Below are 19,693 nucleotides of genomic sequence, written 5' to 3'. Positions count from 1 at the left end.
GCCCTTCTCGTACATCTTGAGGAACAGCCACTGGTTCCACTTGTAGTACTCGGGGTCGGAGGTGTGCAGCACGCGGTCCCAGTCGAAGGACGCGTCATCGCAGGACTTTCTCGAGTGGCCGGCGGGGGCCGGGAGAGGGGGTACTCGATGCTCGCACGGCGGACGCCCGAGTGCGACCGGAACGGGGGCCCTCCGTCTGGGGGACGCGCGGGAGCTGAGGTCCTCCGCGCGTCAGAGCGCCGGGAGGGGCCGCCGCAGCGCGTCCAGACGCTTCCGCCAGGCGTCCAGGCGGCCCGGCTCCGCGGCGAGCGCCGGTCCGTCCACCCAGGCGGTCGCCAGCCGCAGACCGTGCAGGGCGTTGGCCGTCCAGACCTCGCGACCTTCCAGCGACTCCGGCTCGGCCGGGGCCTCGATCACGTCCACACCGAGCGCGCCGGCGAGCACCGAGACCGTGCGGGCCGTCACGCTGCGCACGCGGGTGCTCGTCGCCGGGGGCACGACCAGCGCGTCGCCCAGCCACCACAGGATCGCGCTGCTCGCTCCGTCGATGACGGCGCCCTGGGCGTCGAGCAGCACGGCCTCGTCCGCTCCCGCGGCCAGCGCGCGCGTGCGCAGCAGGGCCAGACGCGCGATGTCCGGGCCCTTCCAGGAGGGGGTCCGGCGCGGATCCACGGGGCTCGTCCACAGCACCACGGAGCGGGTCGTCGACGGGGCGGGTCGCAGCCGGAGCCGCAGGGCGCCTCCCGAGAGCTCGACGCGCGGGAAGGAGCGGCCCTCGCGGGGGAGGGCGGCGATCGCGGCGTCGAGGAACGTCTCGACGTCCGGGTGCCCGCCCGCCGAGGCGACGGAGGCGGAGAAGCGCTCGCGGTGCAGGTCGAGCCCGCGGACCCGTCCCTCGTCGACCAGCCAGGAGTCGGCCGCGTCCAGGGAGGCGCCGGGCGGCTCGGGAACGCTCGCCAGGGCCCGCCCGTCCCACTCCCGAACCTGCTCGCCGTCCACGACCGCCTACGCTAGCCCAGTGGTCTCGGAGGATCGGCACGTCCGCTCGATCGAGCTGCCCTGGGTCGATCCGGAGCTCGTGCACCACGCCCTGTTCGCCACGGCCGAGGCGTCGTTCTGGCTCGACTCGGGCGTCGGAGCGACGAGCGGCCGCTCCTATCTCGGGGCGTGCGCCCGGGAGGACGTGCTCCTCGTCGGAGCCGGCGGCGACGTGGCGGCGGCGCTCGCCGCGGTCGACGACGAGGCCGCCGCGGGCGACCGCGCGCTCGGCCGCTACGGCTGGATCTCCTACGAGGCGGGAGCCGCCTCCGTGTCCCTGCCGACGGCGCCGACCGGCCCCGGGGATCCGCCCGCCCTCGCCCTGCTCCGGGGCGACCCCGTGCTCGAGTTCGACCACGGGGCCCGGACCGTCCGCCTGGTCGCCACGGGAGACGCGCAGGAGCTCGCCGCCCGCGTGCTCGACCTCGTCGGCGCGCCCGCACCCGCGGATCCCGCGGATCCCGAGCCCGCCGGCGTCCCGGTCCGCCGTCACTCCGCCGCCGAGTACACGGCCCTGATCGGCCGCTGCCAGGAGGCCATCCGCGCGGGCGACGCCTACCAGCTCTGCCTCACCGACGAGATCGTCGTCGAGGGCCGGTTCGACCCGGTCGAGGCGTACCGTCGCCTCCGCCGCTCCAGCCCGAGCCATCACGGCGGGCTGATCCGCCTCGGCCCGCTCGCGCTCGTCAGCGCCTCGCCGGAGCGGTTCCTCACCGGCGGCGCCGACGGACGCGTCGCCACGCATCCCATCAAGGGGACGCGCCCCCGGGGCCGGGACGCCGACGAGGACCGAGCGCTCCGGGACGAGCTCGTCTCGAGTGTGAAGGAGCGGGCCGAGAACGTGATGATCGTGGACCTCGTCCGCAACGACCTCGCCCGGATCGCCGCCCCCGGCTCCGTCGTCGTCGACCGCCTGCTCGAGGTGGAGAGCTACCCGCACGTCCACCAGCTGGTCAGCGAGGTCTCGGCACGCCGGGCGCCCGGCGTGGGGATCGCCGAGCTCGTCGCGGCCCTCTTCCCGGCCGGCTCGATGACGGGAGCGCCCAAGCGCCGGGCCGTGGAGCTGCTGCGCGAGTGGGAGGGCGGCCCCCGCGGCGTCTACTCCGGCGCCTTCGGCCGCCTGGGCTCGGACGGGTCGCTGGACCTCGCGATGACGATCCGCACCCTCGTGCTCGACGGCGAGCGCGCCCGCCTCGGGACCGGCGGCGGCATCACCGCGCTCTCGGTGCCGGAGGAGGAGGTCGAGGAGACGCGGCTGAAGGCGCGGGCGCTCCTCGCGGTGCTGGGCGCCGCCGAGGAGTGAGCGGGCGCCGCGTTCGTCTGCCGTGCGCGCCGGGCCAGTAGGGTTGATGGTCGAACGCAGCCGCCCACGCGTGTGCGTTCTCCCCCTCCTTCAGAAGTGAGAAGCACCTGTGGCAGAAGACACCTCCCGGCAGACCGGCGCGAGCGACGAGGAGCGCTACGACTTCCGAGCGCTCCAGGAGAAGTGGCTCCCGATCTGGGAGGAGACGCGCCCGTTCGCGACGGACGACCCCGACGACAAGCGTCCCCGCAAGTACGTGCTCGACATGTTCCCGTACCCCTCGGGCGACCTGCACATGGGCCACGCCGAGGCGTACGCGCTCGGCGACGTCATCGCGCGCTACTGGCGCCAGCAGGGCTTCAACGTCCTCCACCCGATCGGCTGGGACAGCTTCGGCCTGCCCGCCGAGAACGCCGCGATCAAGCGCGGACTGAACCCGGTCACCTGGACCTACGACAACATCGAGCAGCAGAAGCGCTCGATGAAGCGCTACGCCGCGTCCTTCGACTGGGACCGCGTGCTGCACACCTCCGACCCCGAGTACTACAAGTGGAACCAGTGGCTGTTCCTCAAGATGTACGAGAAGGGCCTCGCCTACCGCAAGGACAGCTGGGTCAACTGGGACCCGGTGGACCAGACGGTCCTGGCGAACGAGCAGGTCCTGGCGGACGGCACCTCGGAGCGCTCCGGCGCGGTCGTGGTCAAGAAGAAGCTCACGCAGTGGTACTTCAAGATCACCGATTACGCCGACCGCCTCCTCGACGACCTGAACCAGCTCGAGGGCTCCTGGCCGTCGAAGGTCATCGCCATGCAGCGCAACTGGATCGGCCGCTCCATCGGCGCCGACGTCGAGTTCGAGATCGAGGGCCGCGACGAGCGCGTCACCGTCTTCACGACGCGACCCGACACGCTCTACGGGGCGACCTTCATGGTCGTCGCGCCCGACTCCGACCTCGCCTCCGAGCTGGTCGAGGACTCCGAGCCCGCGATCCGCGACGCGTTCCGCAGCTACCTCGAGACGGTGCAGAAGTCGAGCGAGATCGAGCGCCTGACCGCCGACCGCCCCAAGACCGGCGTGTTCCTCGGCCGCTACGCGGTGAACCCCGTGAACGGCGAGCGGCTGCCGATCTGGGCCGCCGACTACGTCCTCTCCGACTACGGCCACGGCGCCGTCATGGCCGTGCCCGCGCACGACCAGCGCGACCTCGACTTCGCCCGCGCGTTCGACCTGCCCGTGCGAGTGGTCGTCGACACCACCGCCTCGGTCACCGGCGCGATCCCGGTCATCCCGGAGGACCCGGAGGAGCTGGCCGCGCTCGAGAAGGAGTACTCGCTCGACCCGGCCACGACCGGCGAGGCGCTGACCGGCGACGGCCGCCTGATCAACTCCGGGCCGCTCGACGGGCTGTCCAAGCGCACCGCCATCGAGCGCGTCATCAGGATGCTCGAGGAGCGCGGCCGCGGCCGCTCGGCCAAGAACTACCGCCTGCGCGACTGGCTGATCTCGCGGCAGCGCTACTGGGGCACCCCCATCCCGATCATCCACGGAGCCGACGGCGAGCTCGTGCCGGTGCCCGAGGACCAGCTGCCCGTCGTCCTGCCCTCCACCGACGGCCTCGACCTGCAGCCGAAGGGCTCGTCGCCGCTCGGGGCGGCGGAGGACTGGGTGAACGTGCCTCACCCGGTGGACGGCTCGCCCGCGCGCCGCGACCCGGACACGATGGACACCTTCGTCGACTCCTCGTGGTACTTCCTCCGCTTCCTCTCGCCGAAGGACGACACGCAGGCCTTCGATCCGAAGCTCGCCGAGAAGTGGGCGCCCGTCGACCAGTACGTCGGAGGCGTGACGCACGCGATCCTGCACCTGCTGTACGCGCGCTTCATCACCAAGGTGCTGTTCGACCTGGGCTACGTGTCGTTCACGGAGCCGTTCACGGCGCTGCTCAACCAGGGCATGGTGCAGATGGACGGCGCGGCGATGTCGAAGTCGAAGGGCAACATCGTCCGCCTGTCGGACCAGCTGGACGAGTTCGGCGTCGACGCGGTGCGCCTGACGATGGCGTTCGCCGGCCCGCCGGAGGACGACATCGACTGGGCCGACGTCTCGCCCGGCGGCAGCGCGAAGTTCCTGGCCCGCGCCTGGCGCCTGGCGAAGGACGTCACCTCGAAGCCCGACGTCGAGTGGCGGACGGGTGACGCGGCTCTGCGCCGTCAGACCCACCGCTTCCTCGCGGAGTCCCCGTCGCTGATCGAGGCGTTCAAGTTCAACGTCGTGGTCGCGCGGCTGATGGAGCTCGTCAACGCGACCCGCAAGGTCGTCGACTCGGGCGCCGGAGCCGGGGACCCCGCGGTCCGCGAGGCGGTCGAGGTGGTCGCGATGGCACTCAACCTGTTCGCGCCGTACACGGCCGAGGACATGTGGCACCGCCTGGGCTACGAGGGCACCGTCGCGCACGCGCTGTGGCGCAAGGCCGACCCGTCGCTCCTGGTGGAGGAGAAGGTCACGGCGATCCTGCAGGTCGACGGCAAGGTCCGCGACCGGCTCGAGGTCTCGCCGAAGATCTCCTCCGACGAGCTCGAGGAGAAGGCGCGGGCCACGGCCGGCGTCGCGCGGGCTCTCGTCGGCCGCGAGGTCGTGAAGGCGATCGTGCGGGCGCCGCGCCTGGTGAACCTGGTGACGAAGGCGGTCTAGCCGCTGATCCGTCCCGACGGGGCTCCTCCTCTCGTGGGAGGGGCCCCGTCGTGCGCTCAGCGCCGGTGCTGCCCTCTCCTCCACAGGGAGGCGATCCTGCGGGCTCTCCCCGGATCGGCGTCGGCTGCCGCTCCGGACCTCGACGCGGGTCCTACCGTCGGCGGATGCCAGAGACCACGGACGACGAGCAGCTGACAGCGCTGCTGCGCCCCCGGCGCGCCCGCCCGCGCTGGCGGGTGGGGGTGGGAGCGGCGGTCGTGCTCGTGATCGGCGCCGCGGTCGTCGCGGTGCTGCTCGCGGGAGCGCGGTCGAGCGGTCACGAGCGGGTCCTGGAGCCCGCCGTGGCGACGAGCGCGCCCGCTGCCGCGGCGGCCGAGTCGCTGTACGTGCACGTGGCCGGCGAGGTCGCCTCCCCGGGGCTGTACGTCCTGTCGCCCGAGGCGCGGGTGGCGGACGCGGTCGCCGCCGCCGGAGGGTTCCAGGAGTCGGCGGAGCGCGCGGCGGTCAACCTGGCCCGGAGGCTCGTCGACGGCGAGCAGATCGTCGTGCCGGCCGTGGGAGCGGCGCCGGCCGCGGCAGGAGCGGCTCCGGGCGGATCCGCTCCGGGAGGAGCCTCCGCGGCCGGATCCGTGCTGAGCCTGAGCACGGCGACGGCCGCCCAGCTGGAGGAGCTGCCCGAGATCGGCCCGGCGACCGCGAAGAAGATCGTCGCCCACCGGGAGGCGAACGGCCCGTTCTCCTCCGTCGACCAGCTGCTCGAGGTCCCCGGGATCGGCGAGAAGACGCTCGCGGCGTTCCGCGACCAGGTCGCGCCGTGAGGAGCGTGCGGGCGGCGGACCTGCGGCTCCTGCCGGCGGCGGTGGCCGCGTGGACCACGGCGTGGGCGGCCGGGATGCTGCCGGTCGCGGCGGTGCTCGACGGGGGCCTCGTGTGGTGCGCCGCGGGCTGGATGCTCCTCGGGGCGGCGTGCGTCCTGCTCCGGCGCGTCCTCGGCGGACAGCTGATCGGAGCGGTGCTCGTCGCGGGCGCGGGTGCCGCCCTCGCCCTCACCTCCGTGGTCGCCGTGGCAGCCGGTGACCACCCCGCGTCGCTGCGGGAGGCCCAGGAGGACCGCGCCCTCACCCCGGTCACCGTCCGCGTCGACACGGGTGCCCGTCCGCTCGCCACCGGAGGTGTGTGGTTCGAGGCGACGGCGCTGCGGGTGGGGGACGCGTCGACCGCGGCCCCCGTCCGTGTGCTCCTCGCCGATCCCGGCGGCCGGCTGCCGGTGGGCGCCGAGCTCGACCTGCAGGCGCGCGCCGGGGTGAAGGAGGCGCCTGTCGGCGAGGCGACGATGCTGAGGGCGGCGTCCGTCCTGGACCGGCGCGGTCCCGGGGGAGCGGCGGCCGTCGCGGAAGTGCTGCGCTCGCGCTTCCTCGAGCGCGCGGCGGTGGTCGGCGGCGACGTCGCGGGGCTGCTTCCGGGCCTCGCGACCGGCGACACGTCCGCGCTCGATGCGGGACTCGAGGAGGCGATGCGCACCGCGTCGCTCACCCACCTGACCGCCGTGTCCGGCGCCAACTGCGCCGTGGTGGTGGTCGCCGGCTGGACGATCGCGGCGCTCCTCGGCGCCGGGCGCCGCCTCCGGACCGTCGCCGCCCTCGCCCTGCTCGCCGCCTTCGTCGTGCTGGTGACCCCCGAGCCGAGCGTGGTGCGGGCCGCGGTGATGGCGACGGTGGTCCTCCTCGCGCGGCTCGGGCGGCGCTCCGGAGCGGCGGTGCCCGCCCTGCTCGCGACCGTCGTCCTGCTCGTGGCCGCCGACCCCTCGATCGCGGGGAGGCTCGGCTTCGTGCTGTCCGTCCTCGCCACCGCCGGACTCCTGCTGCTCGCCGAGCCGATCGCGGGCGCCCTCGGCCGAGTGCTGCCCCGGCCTCTCGCCCTGGTGCTCGCGGTGCCGACCGCGGCGCAGCTCGCCTGCCAGCCCGTGCTGCTGCTCGTGGACCCGTCGGTGCCGGTGTACGGAGTGCTCGCCAACCTGCTCGCCGAGCCCGCGGCACCCGCCGCGACCGGGCTCGGGCTCATCGGCTGCCTGCTCGCTCCGTGGTGGCCCGGAGCCGCCGACGCGGCGATCCGTCTCGCCGCCGTCCCCGCCTGGTGGATCGCCTCGATCGCCCGCGCCGTCGACGCGTGGCCCGCCCCGAGGATCGCCTGGTGGCCGGGAGTGGGAGGAGCGGTCGCACTCACCGTCCTGACCCTGCTCGCCCTTGTGCTGGTCACGCAGTCGCCGCAGCTCGCGCGCGTGCGCCGGATCGCCGCCGTCGGTCTGGCGTGCGCGATCGCGGCCGCCGGCGGCACCACCGTCGCCACGCCGCTCCTCCGCGCGGCCTCGGTGCCCGAGGACTGGCGCGTCGCGATGTGCGACGTCGGGCAGGGCGACGCGGTCCTCCTCCGTGGAGACGCGGGGGTGCTGCTCGTCGACACGGGGCCCGAGCCCGCCCCGCTCGACGCCTGCCTCCGCCTGATGGGAGTGGACCGGATCCCGCTGCTGGTGCTCACGCACTACGACCTCGACCACGTCGGCGGGCTCCAGGCCGTCCTCGGACGGACCGACGCCGCGCTCGTCGGACCCGCCGCGAGCCTGGACGACGAGCGCGACCGGGCGGCGCTCACCGGCGCGGGGGTCGCACTGCAGGAGGCGGTCCGCGGCGACAGCGGCTCTCTCGGCTCCCTGCGCTGGCGGGTCGAGTGGCCGGAGCGCCGGAGCGCGCTGCGGGGGAACGAGGCGAGCGTGACCCTCCGTGTCGACATCGGCCCGGACGCCCGCGGCGGCCCCCTCTCCGTCGCGCTGCTGGGGGATCTCGGCGAGCAGGAGCAGGGGCGCGTCTCCCGGCTGCCGGTCGGCCGGGTCGACGTGGTCAAGGTCGCGCACCACGGCTCCGCCGACCAGTCGCCCGCGCTCTACGAGGCGCTCGGCGCGGGCGTCGGACTGATCTCCGTCGGAGCGGAGAACGACTACGGGCATCCGAATCCGTCGCTCCTCGCCCTCCTGGCCGAGCGCGGGGTCGAGGCGCTGAGGTCGGATGTCGAGGGTACGGTCGTGCTCGCGTCCCGCAGCGACGGGATCGCGGTCTGGTCGAGCGGCGCGACGGCGCCCGCGGCCGCCTCGGGGCGCCGTGAGCGGGCCGTAGGGTGGAGGGCGCTCGGACGGGCGCGGCACGGAAGGACACGGCATGGCAGGCAGGGCCCCGGCGCGCGCGAAGGCAGCGCCCTCGAAGGCGGCGATCCCGCAGCTCGCCTGGAACCAGACCCGGCCGGCGCCGATCGTGCTGATCACCGGCCCGGAGCAGTTCTTGGCCGACCGCGCGCTGCGCTTCCTCCGCGAGTTCCTCCGCGCCGAGGATCCGAGTCTCGAGGTCAGCGACATCGATGCCGGCGGCTACGCGCCGGGGGAGCTGCTGACCCTCGCGAGCCCGTCCCTCTTCGACGAGCCCCGCCTCATCCGCGTCTCCAACGTCGAGAAGTGCTCGGACGCGTTCCTCCTCGAGACCCTCGACTACCTCTCGGCGCCCGCGGACGGGGCGACCCTGGTGCTCCGCCACGGCGGCGGCAACCGGGGCAAGAAGCTCCTCGACGCGATCCGCTCGGGCACGGGCGGCGGCATCGAGATCGTCTGCGCCGAGCTCAAGCGCGAGAGCGACAAGGTCGACTTCGCGATCGCCGAGTTCCGAACGGCGGGCCGCACGGTGACCACCGGCGCCGTCCGCGCTCTGGTGTCGGCGTTCTCCGACGACCTCGACGAGCTCGCGTCGGCGTGCCAGCAGCTGCTGTCCGACGTCACCGGCGAGATCACCGAGGCGACCGTCGCCAAGTACTACGGCGGCCGTGTCGAGACGACGGCCTTCACCGTCGCCGACTCCGCGATCGCGGGCCGTCACGGCGAAGCGCTGCTCGGGCTCCGCCACGCCCTCGCCTCCGGAGCCGATCCGGTCCCGATCGTCGCCGCGTTCGCGAGCAAGCTCCGCACGATGGCGAAAGTCGCCGGCACCCGCGAGGGCTCGGGCCAGGTCGCCTCGCGTCTGGGCCTCGCTCCGTGGCAGGTGGACCGGGCCCGGCGCGACCTGCAGGGCTGGTCCGGCGAGGGTCTCGGCACCGCGATCCTGACGGTCGCCGACGCCGACGCCAACGTGAAGGGCGCCACCCGCGACCCCGTCTACGCCCTCGAGCGCATGGTCTCCGTCGTCTCCGCCCGGGGACTCTGACCCGCCTCGGAGCCCTGCTCTCCCGATCCGCTTCGACCTCGTCACCGGCGGGTCTCCACACGCCGCTTCGCGGCTACTCGCCTTCCCTCGCAGGGTCGTACCCGGAACACACCCCGCTCCTCCCCCCGCGACCCTCCGCGGAAGCCGACCGGGCCGCAGCCGATCGAGAGCCGGACGATGCCCTCGCAGGGTCACCGGCGATCCGCGTGCGAGCGGATCGTCGTACCCGGAACGCAGGACGCTCCTCCCACCGCGACCATCCCTGGTAGCCGACCGCGCGACGGCCGACGAGGAACGAGGAGGCCGTCGACCGCGAAGCTGCAACGACGAAGGGCCCGGCCAGAGGCCGGACCCTTCGTCGTTGCAGCTTCGCGCAGTATTACAGCGCGGCGACCTGCTTCGCGATGGCCGACTTGCGGTTCGCGGCCTGGTTCTTGTGGATGACGCCCTTGCTGGCGGCCTTGTCGAGCTTCTTGGCGGCGAAGGCGAGGGCGGTGCCGGCCTTCGCGGTGTCGCCGGCGGCGACGGCGGTGTGGACCGAGCGGATGGCGGTCTTCAGCTCGCTCTTGACGGCCTTGTTGCGCTCGTTCGCCTTCTTGTTGGTGAGGTTGCGCTTGATCTGCGACTTGATGTTTGCCACGTGGATTACCTTCTTCTCGGATGTGCGTGTGTGCAGCCGGCTACTCGACGGAGTGCCCCTTCCGCGGGCGTCTGAACGCCCTGCGGTGCGACTGGAGGTCGCCGGCTTCTGATCACTCCACGCCTGCCGGGTGTCCGGAGGGGGAGCGCAAGCCAACAAGGAACTTTAGCGCACCCGTCGTCACCCTTCAAGCGCGCCGCGCCCGCGGGTGCACCACCGTCCGTGTCGGGGCCGCCGGTACGACACGCCGGGGGAGGCGCACCGCCGTGGCGTCTCGCGGCCCGGGCCCGCCGGTAACGTGACGCCGGTGCCCCGTCTCGCCGATCACCTCTCCGCGGTGCCGCCCTCGGGCATCCGCCACCTGTTCGAGATCGCGCTGCGGCTCGACGGAGTCATCCTCCTCGCGGTGGGCGAGCCCGACGTGCCGACCGCGCCGCACATCATCGAGGCGGCCCGGGCGGCGTGGGCGGCCGACGACACCCGCTACGGGCCGAACGGCGGCGTCCCCGAGCTGCGGCGGGCGATCGTGGAGAAGCTGGCGCGCGACAACGGCATCGAGGCCGACGTCGAGCAGGTCTGGGTGACCGTCGGCGCCACGCAGGCGCTGCACCAGGCGATGACGCTCCTGCTCGGACCCGGCGACGAGGTGCTCATCCCCGACCCGGGCTACACCGTCTTCACGACCAACGCGCGGACCATCGGCGCCGTGCCCGTGCCGTACACGCTGCGCGCCGAGAACGCCTTCCTCCCCGATCCCGACGAGGTCGAGCGCCTGATCACCGACCGGACCCGCGTCCTGATCGTCAACAGCCCGTCCAACCCGCTCGGCGTGGTGTTCCCGAGGGAGGTCCTCGAGCGCCTGCTCGACATCGCCCGGCGCCACGACCTGTGGGTGCTCAGCGACGAGGTCTACGAGTACTTCACCTACGGGCGCCCGCACGTGAGCCTCGCGGCGATCGCCCAGGAGCGCGGGGACGACGCCGACCGCGTCCTCAGCGTCTTCTCCTTCTCGAAGACGTACGCGATGACCGGCGTCCGCGTCGGCTACCTCGTGACGCCTCCGGGCTTCACGTCGATCATGGTCACGGTGCAGGAGGCGGCGATCAGCTGCGTCGCCACTCCGGACCAGCGCGCCGCCCTCGCCGCTCTGACCGGGCCGCAGGACGCGGTGGCCTCCGCCTCCGACCACTACCTCGCCAACCTGCGGCTCGCGACGGGCGTGCTCGACGAGCGGGGGATCGCCTACCGCGAGCCCGAGGGCGCGTTCTACCTGTGGATCGACATGGCGCACGCGACCGGCGGGGACGTCGCCTCGTGGGTCGAGTCCTTCCTCCTCGGGACCCTCGTCGCCGTCGCGCCCGGCAGCGCCTTCGGCCGCACCGGCGAGGGCTGGATCCGCGTCTGCCTCGCCGCGGATCCCGCCGCGCTCGAGCACGGGCTCCGCGCCCTCCCGGCCCCGGTGCGCGGATGAGCGCCGCCGAGGTGCTGGTCCGGCGCGTCCGGGCGGAGGAGTACGACGAGGTCTCGCGCCTCCGGCTCGCCGCCTACGCCCACGACTACGAGCTGGGGGAGGAGTACGCCGCCGACGTCGCCGCGGTCGCCCGGCACGACGTCGAGGGCGAGGTCTGGGTCGCTGTCGAGGGCGACGGGCGGATCCTCGCCACCGTCACCACGGCGCGCCCGGGCGCGAACCTCTACGAGCTCGGCCGGCCCGGCGAGCTGGACTGGCGACTGCTCGCCGTCGCCCCGGAGGCCCGCGGGCGGGGCCTCGGGCGGCTGCTCACCGAGTTCGTCGTGATGCTCGCCGTCGAGCGGGGCCTCCAGCGGGTCGTGATGAACAGCGGCACGCTGATGACCACCGCGCACGCCCTCTACGAGAGCATGGGCTTCGTCCGTCTCGGCGAGCGCGAGAACCCTCCCGGGGTCGAGCCCACCCGCACCTACGGACTCGATCTCTAGCGGCCGGTCCCGGCCCCCGCCGCCGGGCATGGGACACTGGTCCCACGATGTCTCCACGTGCACACACCGGGCTCGAGCCCGCCGCGACCGATCCGGCGTCCATCCGCAACTTCTGCATCATCGCCCACATCGACCACGGCAAGTCCACCCTCGCCGACCGGATGCTCGGCATCACGGGTGTCGTCGAGGACCGGGCGATGCGCGCGCAGTACCTCGATCGCATGGACATCGAGCGCGAGCGCGGCATCACGATCAAATCGCAGGCCGTGCGGATGCCGTGGGAGCGCGACGGGCGCACGTTCGCCCTGAACATGATCGACACTCCGGGCCACGTCGACTTCTCCTACGAGGTGAGCCGCTCGCTGGCGGCGTGCGAGGGCGCGATCCTCCTGGTCGACGCGGCGCAGGGCATCGAGGCCCAGACGCTCGCGAACCTCTACCTCGCGCTCGAGAACGACCTCACGATCATCCCGGTCCTGAACAAGATCGACCTGCCGGCCGCCGACCCGGAGAAGTACGCGAAGGAGCTCGCGAGCCTCATCGGCGGCGACCCGGACGACGTGCTGCGCGTCTCCGGCAAGACCGGCATGGGCGTCGAGGCGCTGCTCGACCGCGTCACCGAGCTCATCCCGCCGCCCGTCGGCGACCCCTCGGCCCCGGCGCGCGCCATGATCTTCGACTCCGTGTACGACGCCTACCGCGGCGTCGTCACGTACGTCCGCATGATCGACGGCAAGCTCTCGCCGCGCGAGAAGATCCAGATGATGTCGACCCGCGCCACTCACGAGATCCTCGAGATCGGCGTGTCGAGCCCCGAGCCCGTCGCGACGCAGGGTCTCGCGGTCGGCGAGGTGGGCTACCTGATCACCGGTGTGAAGGACGTCCGCCAGTCGAAGGTCGGCGACACCGTCACCACCGCGTCCAAGCCCGCGACGCAGGCGCTGCCCGGCTACACCGAGCCGCTCCCGATGGTCTTCTCGGGCCTGTACCCGATCGACGGCAGCGACTACCCGGACCTGCGCGAGGCCCTCGACAAGCTCAAGCTCTCGGACGCGGCGCTCGTGTACGAGCCCGAGACGTCGGTGGCGCTCGGCTTCGGCTTCCGCTGCGGCTTCCTCGGCCTCCTGCACCTCGAGATCATCACCGAGCGCCTGCAGCGCGAGTTCGGTCTCGACCTCATCACCACGGCGCCCTCGGTCATCTACGAGGTCTCGACGGAGGACAAGAAGACCGTCACCGTCACGAACCCGAGCGAGTTCCCCGTCGGCAAGATCGCCGCCGTCACGGAGCCGATCGTCAAGGCCGCGATCCTCGCGCCGAAGGACTACGTCGGCACGATCATGGAGCTCTGCCAGAGCCGCCGAGGGACCCTGATCGGCATGGAGTACCTGGGCGAGGACCGGGTCGAGATCCGCTACCACATGCCCCTCGGCGAGATCGTCTTCGACTTCTTCGACAACCTCAAGTCGAAGACCGCCGGCTACGCCTCGCTCGACTACGAGCCCGCCGGCTCGCAGGAGGCGGACCTGGTGAAGGTCGACATCCTGCTGCAGGGCGAGCAGGTCGACGCGTTCAGCGCCATCGTGCACCGGGAGAAGGCCTACGCCTACGGCGTGCTGATGACGGGACGCCTGCGCAAGCTGATCCCGCGGCAGCAGTTCGAGGTGCCGATCCAGGCCGCCATCGGCGCCCGGATCATCGCCCGCGAGTCGATCAGCGCGATGCGCAAGGACGTCCTGGCCAAGTGCTACGGCGGCGACATCACCCGCAAGCGCAAGCTCCTCGAGAAGCAGAAGGAGGGCAAGAAGCGGATGAAGATGGTCGGCCGCGTCGAGGTCCCCCAGGAGGCGTTCATCGCCGCGCTCTCGGGCGACGTCGAGACCAAGGACAAGAAGTAGCGCGACCCCCGTCGCCGGCGTCCGTCCTCCCTCCCGGACGGGTGACACACCCCCCGTCCGGGACATCGTGTCCGCGGGGATTGCGGCGGCTCACAGCGGACCGATAGCTTTCGGACGCCAGGACGCGGCCGTGGATCGAAACCGATCCGCACGGGGGGCTGCAGCGTCGACGACCGGTCCTCCACCATGACGAAGGGTGGTAGTCCGTGGTGCCTACGAGCACGAGGAAGCGCTGGATCAGGACGGGGGCGGCGCTCGCGAGCATCGCGGCCGTCGCAGCGGGATCGCTGGTGGCGGCGGGACCGGCCTCCGCAGCGAACAAGGTGATCCCGGTCGCGCCCGCGCCCTACTTCTGGTCGGACAGCGCCCAATTCGGCACCGACGTGCCGCTTCCGGTGGCCGCAGACGCGACCACGCTGACCGTCGAGCTGCCCGACTCCACCGCTCCCGACACCTTCACCGAGTGGTCGTACCCCGGCTACCGGGTCGTGGAGTGGCGGCTGGGCAGCACCGCGACGGACCTCGCGAGCGGCGAATCCGTCGTCGACACCGCCACCAACTCGATCGAGATCCCGATCGGGCGCGCCGCCGGCTCCTTCGGCGGCACCTCGCTCTCGCTCCTCCTGAACGGCGCCGAGGACGAGGCGGACGACGCGTACGCTCCGGCCGGCGTCGACCGGACCGGCTTCGTCCTCGCCCTCTCCGCCACCCTCGCGGTGACGGCCGCGAGCGGATCCACGGATGCCGACCTCGACCTGTCGACGTCCGCCTCCTCCGACCGCGCCGTCGGCGGCGAATTCTGGGCCGGCGGCGGCACCGTCACCGAGGCCGGCGCGGGCGACGTCATCGTCCTCGACTCCGGCGTCCCCGGCTTCTTCGACCTCGCGGGCCTCAGCGCCACGGTCGGCACGGAGGACGGCGGCCGCCTGAAGGCCGCTCCCACGGTCGTCGAGGGCGGACGGGGCGTCGCGATCCGCCCGACGCAGGAGTTCTTCGACCGCTACCTCAACTTCAGCGACACGTCGCCCCTCGGCGCGCCGTCCGTCGAGGTGAAGGGCCTCAGCCGGGGCGGCGAGCAGCCGGCCGGCACCGGCGTCGTCGTGCGCGCGCCGCTGCGCGTCGTCCCGTCGACGACCACCCCCACCCCGACGCCGACCTCGGGCACCGGCCCGGAGGTCGTCCGCCTCGCGGGCACCGACCGCCAGGGCACCGCCGTCGAGATCTCGAAGGTGACCTTCACCACCCCCGGCGTGCCCGTCGTCTACATCGCCACCGGCGCGAACTTCCCCGACGCTCTCAGCGCCGGACCCGCCGCCGCGAAGGAGGGCGGCCCGCTCCTCCTGGTCGACCGCGACTCGGTGAGCCAGGTCGTCCGCGACGAGCTCACCCGTCTCAAGCCCCAGCGGATCGTCGTCGTCGGCTCCGACCTCAGCGTCAGCGACGCCCTCGCCACCGACCTCGGCCAGTACGCGAACGGGAGGGTCTTCCGCCTCGGAGGCACCGACCGCTACGACACGTCGCGGAAGATCATCGAGAGCGCCTTCGGAGGCGGCTCGCCGAAGGGGGCCTGGCTCGCGACCGGCGAGAAGTTCCCCGACGCGCTCAGCGCCGCTGCCGCCGCGGGCAAGAACAAGGCGCCCGTGGTCCTCGTCAACGGCGGACTCCCGGCGGCCGACCCGACCACCGTCGGGATCCTGACCGGCCTCCGGCCTCCGGCGCTCACCATCGCCGGCTCGGAGCTGTCGGTCAGCGCCGGCATCCAGAACTCCCTGACGGTCCCGCGCGGCCCCGTCGTCACCCGCCTCGGTGGCGTCGACCGCTACGACACCTCGCTGCAGCTCAACCGGGCGGCCTTCCCCCGCGGAGCGAAGACGGTGTTCCTGGCCACCGGAGAGAACTTCCCCGATGCACTCGCCGGAGCAGCAGCCGCCGGCTACGCGGGAAGCCCTCTCTTCACGGTTCCCCCGACCTGCGTTCCGGTCGATGTGCTGAAGGGCATCCGGGACGGCGGGACCACGAAGGTCGTCCTCCTCGGAGGCGAGGGCACGCTGTCCAAGGCGGTCAAGAACCTGACCCCCTGCAGCTGACCCGCAGCGCCTGACGACGAGGGCCCCCTCCTGCTCGCGCGGGAGGGGGCCCTCGTCGTCCGCTCCCGGCTCCGCGCCGCGAGCGTCGGATACGCTGAGTCGGATGGACAGCACCACCCGGCGCGCGGACTCGACGCGCGCCGCGCTCGAGGAGTCCGGGAAGAAGGTCGGGACGTGAGCATCCGCCGCTCCAACTTCGAGGGCCAGCCGCAGGTCACCTACGCGGCCGTCGGCGGCACTCTGGCCCCCGACCTGCTCGAGTACCCGCCGGACGGCTTCACGGCCGAGCGCTTCGAGGCCCGGCTCGGCTCGGGCGACGAGCGCTTCGCCATCACCACAGCCTCCCTGATGACCTGGGGCGTGCAGCGCGGCAGCGGCATCGAGGTGACCGACATCACCAGCGGCAGCGGCGTGCAGTACACCGGCGTCAACTTCGACGCCGCGGGCACCCCGATCGACCTCGTCAGCCGGCCGACGGAGGAGCACTTCGCCCCCGACGGCACCCCCTACATCACCGCCGGCGTGACCGCTGTGCTCCGCGTGACCCTGCTCGGCCGCGTCTTCGACGCCCCGGTGCGCGTGGTCTACGTCGTCGACGAGCCCGACCAGGTCGGCTTCGCCTACGGCACTCTCGAGGGCCACCCCGAGAGCGGCGAGGAGTCCTTCGTCGTCGAGAAGCGCGCGGACGACTCGGTCTGGCTCGTCATCCGGGTCTTCTCGCGTCCCTCCACCCGCCTCTACCGCCTGGGCGCGCCGGTGCTGCGCGCCGTGCAGAAGCGCCAGGTCGCCAAGTACCTGCGCGCGCTGCTGCCGGCGCGCGTCAGCTGACGTGGGGAGCGCCCTCCCGATCGCCGATCCTGCTCCGCTCGACGGCGGACTGCCCGCGTCCGTCGTCGACGGCGTGGAGCAGCGCGACCTCGGCCTCTACGTGCACGTGCCGTTCTGCCGGGTCCGCTGCGGGTACTGCGACTTCAACACCTACACGGCGACGGAGCTCCGCGGGGCGAAGCAGCAGGACTACGCCGACGAGGCGATCACCGAGATGGCTCTCGGCGCCGAGGTGCTCGAGCGCGCGGGCCTGCCCCGGCGCCCCGCCCGCACGGTCTTCTTCGGCGGCGGTACGCCCACGCTGCTGCCCGCCGGCGACCTGGTGCGGATGCTGGACGGCCTCCGCACCCACTTCGGGGTCGCGCCCGACGCCGAGATCACCACCGAGGCGAACCCCGACTCCGTCGACGCCGCCTACCTCCGCGCGCTGGCCGAGGCGGGATTCACCCGCGTCAGCTTCGGCATGCAGTCGGCCGTGCCGCACGTCCTCGCCACGCTCGAGCGCACCCACGACCCGGAGAGGGTCCCGCTCGTGGTCGAGTGGGCGCGGGAGGCCGGCCTGCAGGTCAGCCTCGACCTCATCTACGGCACGCCGGGGGAGTCCCTGGCCGACTGGGAGCGGTCGCTCGACTCCGCGCTGGCCAACCGGCCGGACCACCTCTCGGCCTACGCCCTGATCGTGGAGGACGGCACGAAGCTCGCCCGGCAGATCCGCCGCGGCGAGGTCGCGACCCCCGACGACGACCTCACCGCCGACATGTACGAGCTCGCCGACGCGCGCCTGGCCGCGGCCGGGTACTCCTGGTACGAGGTCAGCAACTGGGCGCGCGACGACGCGCACCGCTCCCGGCACAACCTCTCGTACTGGCTCGGCCACGACTGGTGGGGCGTCGGTCCCGGCGCGCACAGCCACGTCGGGGGCGTGCGCTGGTGGAACGTGAAGCACCCGGCGGCCTACGCCGACCGGCTGAGCGCCGGAGCCTCGCCCGCTGCCGGGCGGGAGACCCTCGACGCGGGCACGCGGCGGGTGGAGGACGTGCTGCTGCGCTCGCGCCTGGCTGACGGGCTGCCGATCGACTCGATCGACGCCGGTCGGCGCAGCGAGGTGGCGGGGCTCATCGCCGACGGCCTCGTCGACGGCCGGGCGGCGCTCCGGGGGCGGATCGTGCTGACCCTGCGCGGCCGTCTGCTGGCCGACGCGGTCGTGCGGCGCCTCACCGACGGCTGAGGCCGGATCCCGGGGCGGCGGGCGCACGGCCGCCCCGGTGCCGCGGCTACTTGAAGAACGGGATGCTGAGCGGGTACGTGTAGTACTCGCCCGCGCTGGCGCGCACCGAGGCGATGATCGCGAAGACGATCACCAGGATCGGCACGACCAGGAACACGATGAAGCCGACGAGCACGAAGGACAGGATCGTTCCTGCGACATAGGCGATCAGCGTCGTCAGGTGGAAGTTGAGGGCCGTCTTGGCGTGCGCCTCGAGGAACGGTCCGCGCCCCTTGAAGACCAGGAAGACGATCAGCGAGGGCAGGAAGCTGAAGAAGATGCCGGTCACGTGCGTGACGATCGCCCACGTCTTCTCGTCCGCCGGGTTCAGCGGCGGAGCCGGGGTCCCGTAGACGGGGGGCGGGGGAGGGGTGGCCGACATGATGGTCTCCGTTCCGAGGGCGGCGACGGGCGTCCCCCGTGCGCTCGGCGTCCATCGTGGCATGCGGCGACCCCCTGCGCACCGGGCCGCGCGGGACCTCCTTCTCGGGGATGACGGGGCTCCTCCCCGCAGACCTGCAGGAGTGCACCCCGGCCGATCCCCGCGCAACCCCGCCGGGCGGTCCGCCTCCCGGTTATGATTGGCACTCAGAGTTGCGGAGTGCCAGGCTCCGCGCGGCCTCAGCGCCGCAGACGGTCGTGCCCGAGGGCACTCGGAGTCCGGCGGGAGGTCGGTCGTATGGTCACGGAGCGCGGTCTCCAGGTGCTGCGCGTGATCGTGCAGGACTACGTGGCGAACCGGGAGCCGGTGGGCTCCAAGTCGATCGTCGAGCGCCACGCGTTCGGCGTCTCGGCCGCCACCATCCGCAACGAGATGGCCCAGCTGGAGGAGGAGGAGCTGATCGCGGCTCCGCACACCTCCTCCGGACGCGTGCCGACCGACAAGGGCTACCGCCTCTTCGTCGACCAGCTCGCCGACCTGCGCCCGCTCACCTCCGCGCAGCGCCAGGCGATCGAGACGTTCCTCGGGCAGAGCCCGGACCTCGACGAGGTGCTGGTCAAGACCGTCCGCCTGCTCTCGCAGCTCACCAACAGCGTCGCGCTCGTGCAGTACCCGTCGTTCGGAGCCGCGCGGCTGCGCCACGTGGAGCTCGTCGCCCTCGCTCCCCGCCGCCTCCTCTCGGTGCTGATCACCGACACCGGCCGCGTCGACCAGCGCGTGCTCGAGACCCCGGAGGACGTGGACGACGCGCTCCTCGGCGAGATCCGCGCGAAGCTCAACACGGCCGTGCTCGGCCTGGGGCTCCAGCAGGCGGCCGAGACGCTCGGATCCGTCGCGGAGCGCTTCAGCCCCGAGCGGCGCCAGGTGCTGACGCCGATCGTGCAGACCCTGCTCGAGCAGGTCGGCGCCAATCGGCAGGACCGCCTGGTCATGGCCGGCGCCGCGAACCTCGTCCGCACCGAGGAGGACTTCTCGGGCAGCATCTACCCGGTGCTCGAGGCGATCGAGGAGCAGGTGGAGCTGCTGCGCCTCTTCGCCGAGATGACTCCGGACCCCCGGGGCATCTCGGTGCGCATCGGCCGCGAGAACGCGCCGTTCGGCCTTCAGGAGACCTCGGTCCTCACGAGCGGCTACAACACCGCGGGCGGCCAGATCTCGCGCCTGGGCGTGCTCGGACCCATCCGGATGGACTACTCCGGCAACATCACCGCGGTGCGCGCCGTCGCCCGCTACCTCTCCCGCCTCCTCGGCGAGGAGTAGGCCCGACCTCCCGGCCGCCCGCGGTGTTGTAGCCGCTCGTG

At 73.0% G+C, this 19,693-nt stretch carries 14 protein-coding genes and 1 pseudogene; 12 read left to right on the top strand and 3 right to left on the bottom strand.

Annotation, left to right across the window (positions count from 1 at the left end):
* Positions 1-231: 231 nt before the first annotated feature.
* Positions 232-999, bottom strand: coding sequence for an aminotransferase class IV (locus C5C24_RS15860; protein WP_258065335.1), 768 nt, complete (start codon positions 997-999; stop codon positions 232-234).
* 19 nt (positions 1,000-1,018) lie between these two features.
* On the opposite strand from C5C24_RS15860, the gene C5C24_RS15855 reads away from it, so the two are divergent.
* From C5C24_RS15855 to holA, 5 genes and pseudogenes are all read left to right on the top strand, one after another.
* Positions 1,019-2,341, top strand: a complete 1,323-nt coding sequence (locus tag C5C24_RS15855) for an anthranilate synthase component I family protein (protein ID WP_104276563.1) — start codon at positions 1,019-1,021, stop codon at positions 2,339-2,341.
* Between the two features lie 109 nt (positions 2,342-2,450).
* Entirely contained in the window at positions 2,451-5,033 is a 2,583-nt protein-coding gene (gene leuS / locus C5C24_RS15850; RefSeq protein WP_104305425.1) for a leucine--tRNA ligase, read from the top strand.
* Positions 5,034-5,197: 164 nt separating this feature from the next.
* The gene (locus C5C24_RS15845; protein ID WP_104305424.1) at positions 5,198-5,851 is read left to right on the top strand and encodes a ComEA family DNA-binding protein; all 654 of its coding nucleotides are present in this window, start codon (positions 5,198-5,200) and stop codon (positions 5,849-5,851) included.
* Between the two features lie 74 nt (positions 5,852-5,925).
* A pseudogene (locus C5C24_RS18645) lies at positions 5,926-7,668 on the top strand (ComEC/Rec2 family competence protein); the annotation flags it as partial.
* 574 nt (positions 7,669-8,242) lie between these two features.
* Entirely contained in the window at positions 8,243-9,271 is a 1,029-nt protein-coding gene (gene holA, locus C5C24_RS15830; RefSeq protein WP_104305423.1) for a DNA polymerase III subunit delta, read from the top strand.
* Between the two features lie 379 nt (positions 9,272-9,650).
* On the opposite strand, the gene rpsT is transcribed toward holA, so the two are convergent.
* On the bottom strand, positions 9,651-9,911 hold the full coding sequence (rpsT, locus tag C5C24_RS15825; protein ID WP_104276567.1) for a 30S ribosomal protein S20: 261 nt from the start codon (positions 9,909-9,911) through the stop codon (positions 9,651-9,653).
* 307 nt (positions 9,912-10,218) lie between these two features.
* Here rpsT and C5C24_RS15820 point away from each other — a divergent pair, with 307 nt between their 5' ends.
* The 6 genes from C5C24_RS15820 (at position 10,219) to hemW (ending at position 17,911) form a co-directional block, all read left to right on the top strand.
* Positions 10,219-11,382, top strand: a complete 1,164-nt coding sequence (locus tag C5C24_RS15820; RefSeq protein WP_104305422.1) for a pyridoxal phosphate-dependent aminotransferase — start codon at positions 10,219-10,221, stop codon at positions 11,380-11,382.
* Positions 11,379-11,870 (top strand): GNAT family N-acetyltransferase, encoded by a 492-nt coding sequence (locus tag C5C24_RS15815; protein ID WP_104276569.1) that lies wholly within the window; start codon positions 11,379-11,381, stop codon positions 11,868-11,870. The genes C5C24_RS15820 and C5C24_RS15815 overlap by 4 nt, the downstream gene beginning before the upstream one ends.
* 47 nt (positions 11,871-11,917) lie before the next feature.
* Positions 11,918-13,768: a translation elongation factor 4 gene (gene lepA, locus C5C24_RS15810; RefSeq protein ID WP_104282295.1), complete on the top strand. Its 1,851-nt coding sequence runs from the start codon at positions 11,918-11,920 to the stop codon at positions 13,766-13,768.
* Positions 13,769-13,977: 209 nt separating this feature from the next.
* The gene (locus C5C24_RS15805; RefSeq protein ID WP_181135559.1) at positions 13,978-15,855 is read left to right on the top strand and encodes a cell wall-binding repeat-containing protein; all 1,878 of its coding nucleotides are present in this window, start codon (positions 13,978-13,980) and stop codon (positions 15,853-15,855) included.
* Between the two features lie 174 nt (positions 15,856-16,029).
* Positions 16,030-16,683, top strand: a complete 654-nt coding sequence (locus C5C24_RS15800; RefSeq protein WP_244229440.1) for a DUF1990 family protein — start codon at positions 16,030-16,032, stop codon at positions 16,681-16,683.
* 1 nt (position 16,684) lies between these two features.
* Positions 16,685-17,911 (top strand): radical SAM family heme chaperone HemW, encoded by a 1,227-nt coding sequence (gene hemW, locus C5C24_RS15795; RefSeq protein WP_104305420.1) that lies wholly within the window; start codon positions 16,685-16,687, stop codon positions 17,909-17,911.
* Between the two features lie 46 nt (positions 17,912-17,957).
* Here hemW and C5C24_RS15790 read toward each other — a convergent pair whose 3' ends face one another.
* A complete protein-coding gene (locus C5C24_RS15790) occupies positions 17,958-18,332 on the bottom strand; it encodes a DUF4870 domain-containing protein (RefSeq protein WP_104223130.1) in 375 nt (124 codons plus the stop codon).
* Positions 18,333-18,629: 297 nt separating this feature from the next.
* Between C5C24_RS15790 and hrcA the strand changes: the two genes are divergently transcribed.
* Entirely contained in the window at positions 18,630-19,652 is a 1,023-nt protein-coding gene (gene hrcA / locus C5C24_RS15785; protein ID WP_104276574.1) for a heat-inducible transcriptional repressor HrcA, read from the top strand.
* Positions 19,653-19,693 lie beyond the last annotated feature (41 nt).

Origin of the sequence: Rathayibacter sp. AY2B3 (assembly GCF_002931755.1) — a bacterium.
Lineage (GTDB): Bacteria > Actinomycetota > Actinomycetes > Actinomycetales > Microbacteriaceae > Rathayibacter.
Note: the sequence above shows the minus strand (reverse complement) of the source record. Positions and strands in the feature narration are given on the sequence as shown.

What these genes read in the sequence shown, in the direction of transcription:
- C5C24_RS15845 (WP_104305424.1), top strand. Translation starts at nt 5,198, where the DNA reads ATGCCAGAGACCACGGACGACGAGCAGCTGACAGCGCTGCTGCGCCCC.
- holA (WP_104305423.1), top strand. Translation starts at nt 8,243, where the DNA reads ATGGCAGGCAGGGCCCCGGCGCGCGCGAAGGCAGCGCCCTCGAAGGCG.
- C5C24_RS15815 (WP_104276569.1), top strand. Translation starts at nt 11,379, where the DNA reads ATGAGCGCCGCCGAGGTGCTGGTCCGGCGCGTCCGGGCGGAGGAGTAC.
- lepA (WP_104282295.1), top strand. Translation starts at nt 11,918, where the DNA reads ATGTCTCCACGTGCACACACCGGGCTCGAGCCCGCCGCGACCGATCCG.
- C5C24_RS15790 (WP_104223130.1), bottom strand. Translation starts at nt 18,332, where the DNA reads ATGTCGGCCACCCCTCCCCCGCCCCCCGTCTACGGGACCCCGGCTCCG.
- hrcA (WP_104276574.1), top strand. Translation starts at nt 18,630, where the DNA reads ATGGTCACGGAGCGCGGTCTCCAGGTGCTGCGCGTGATCGTGCAGGAC.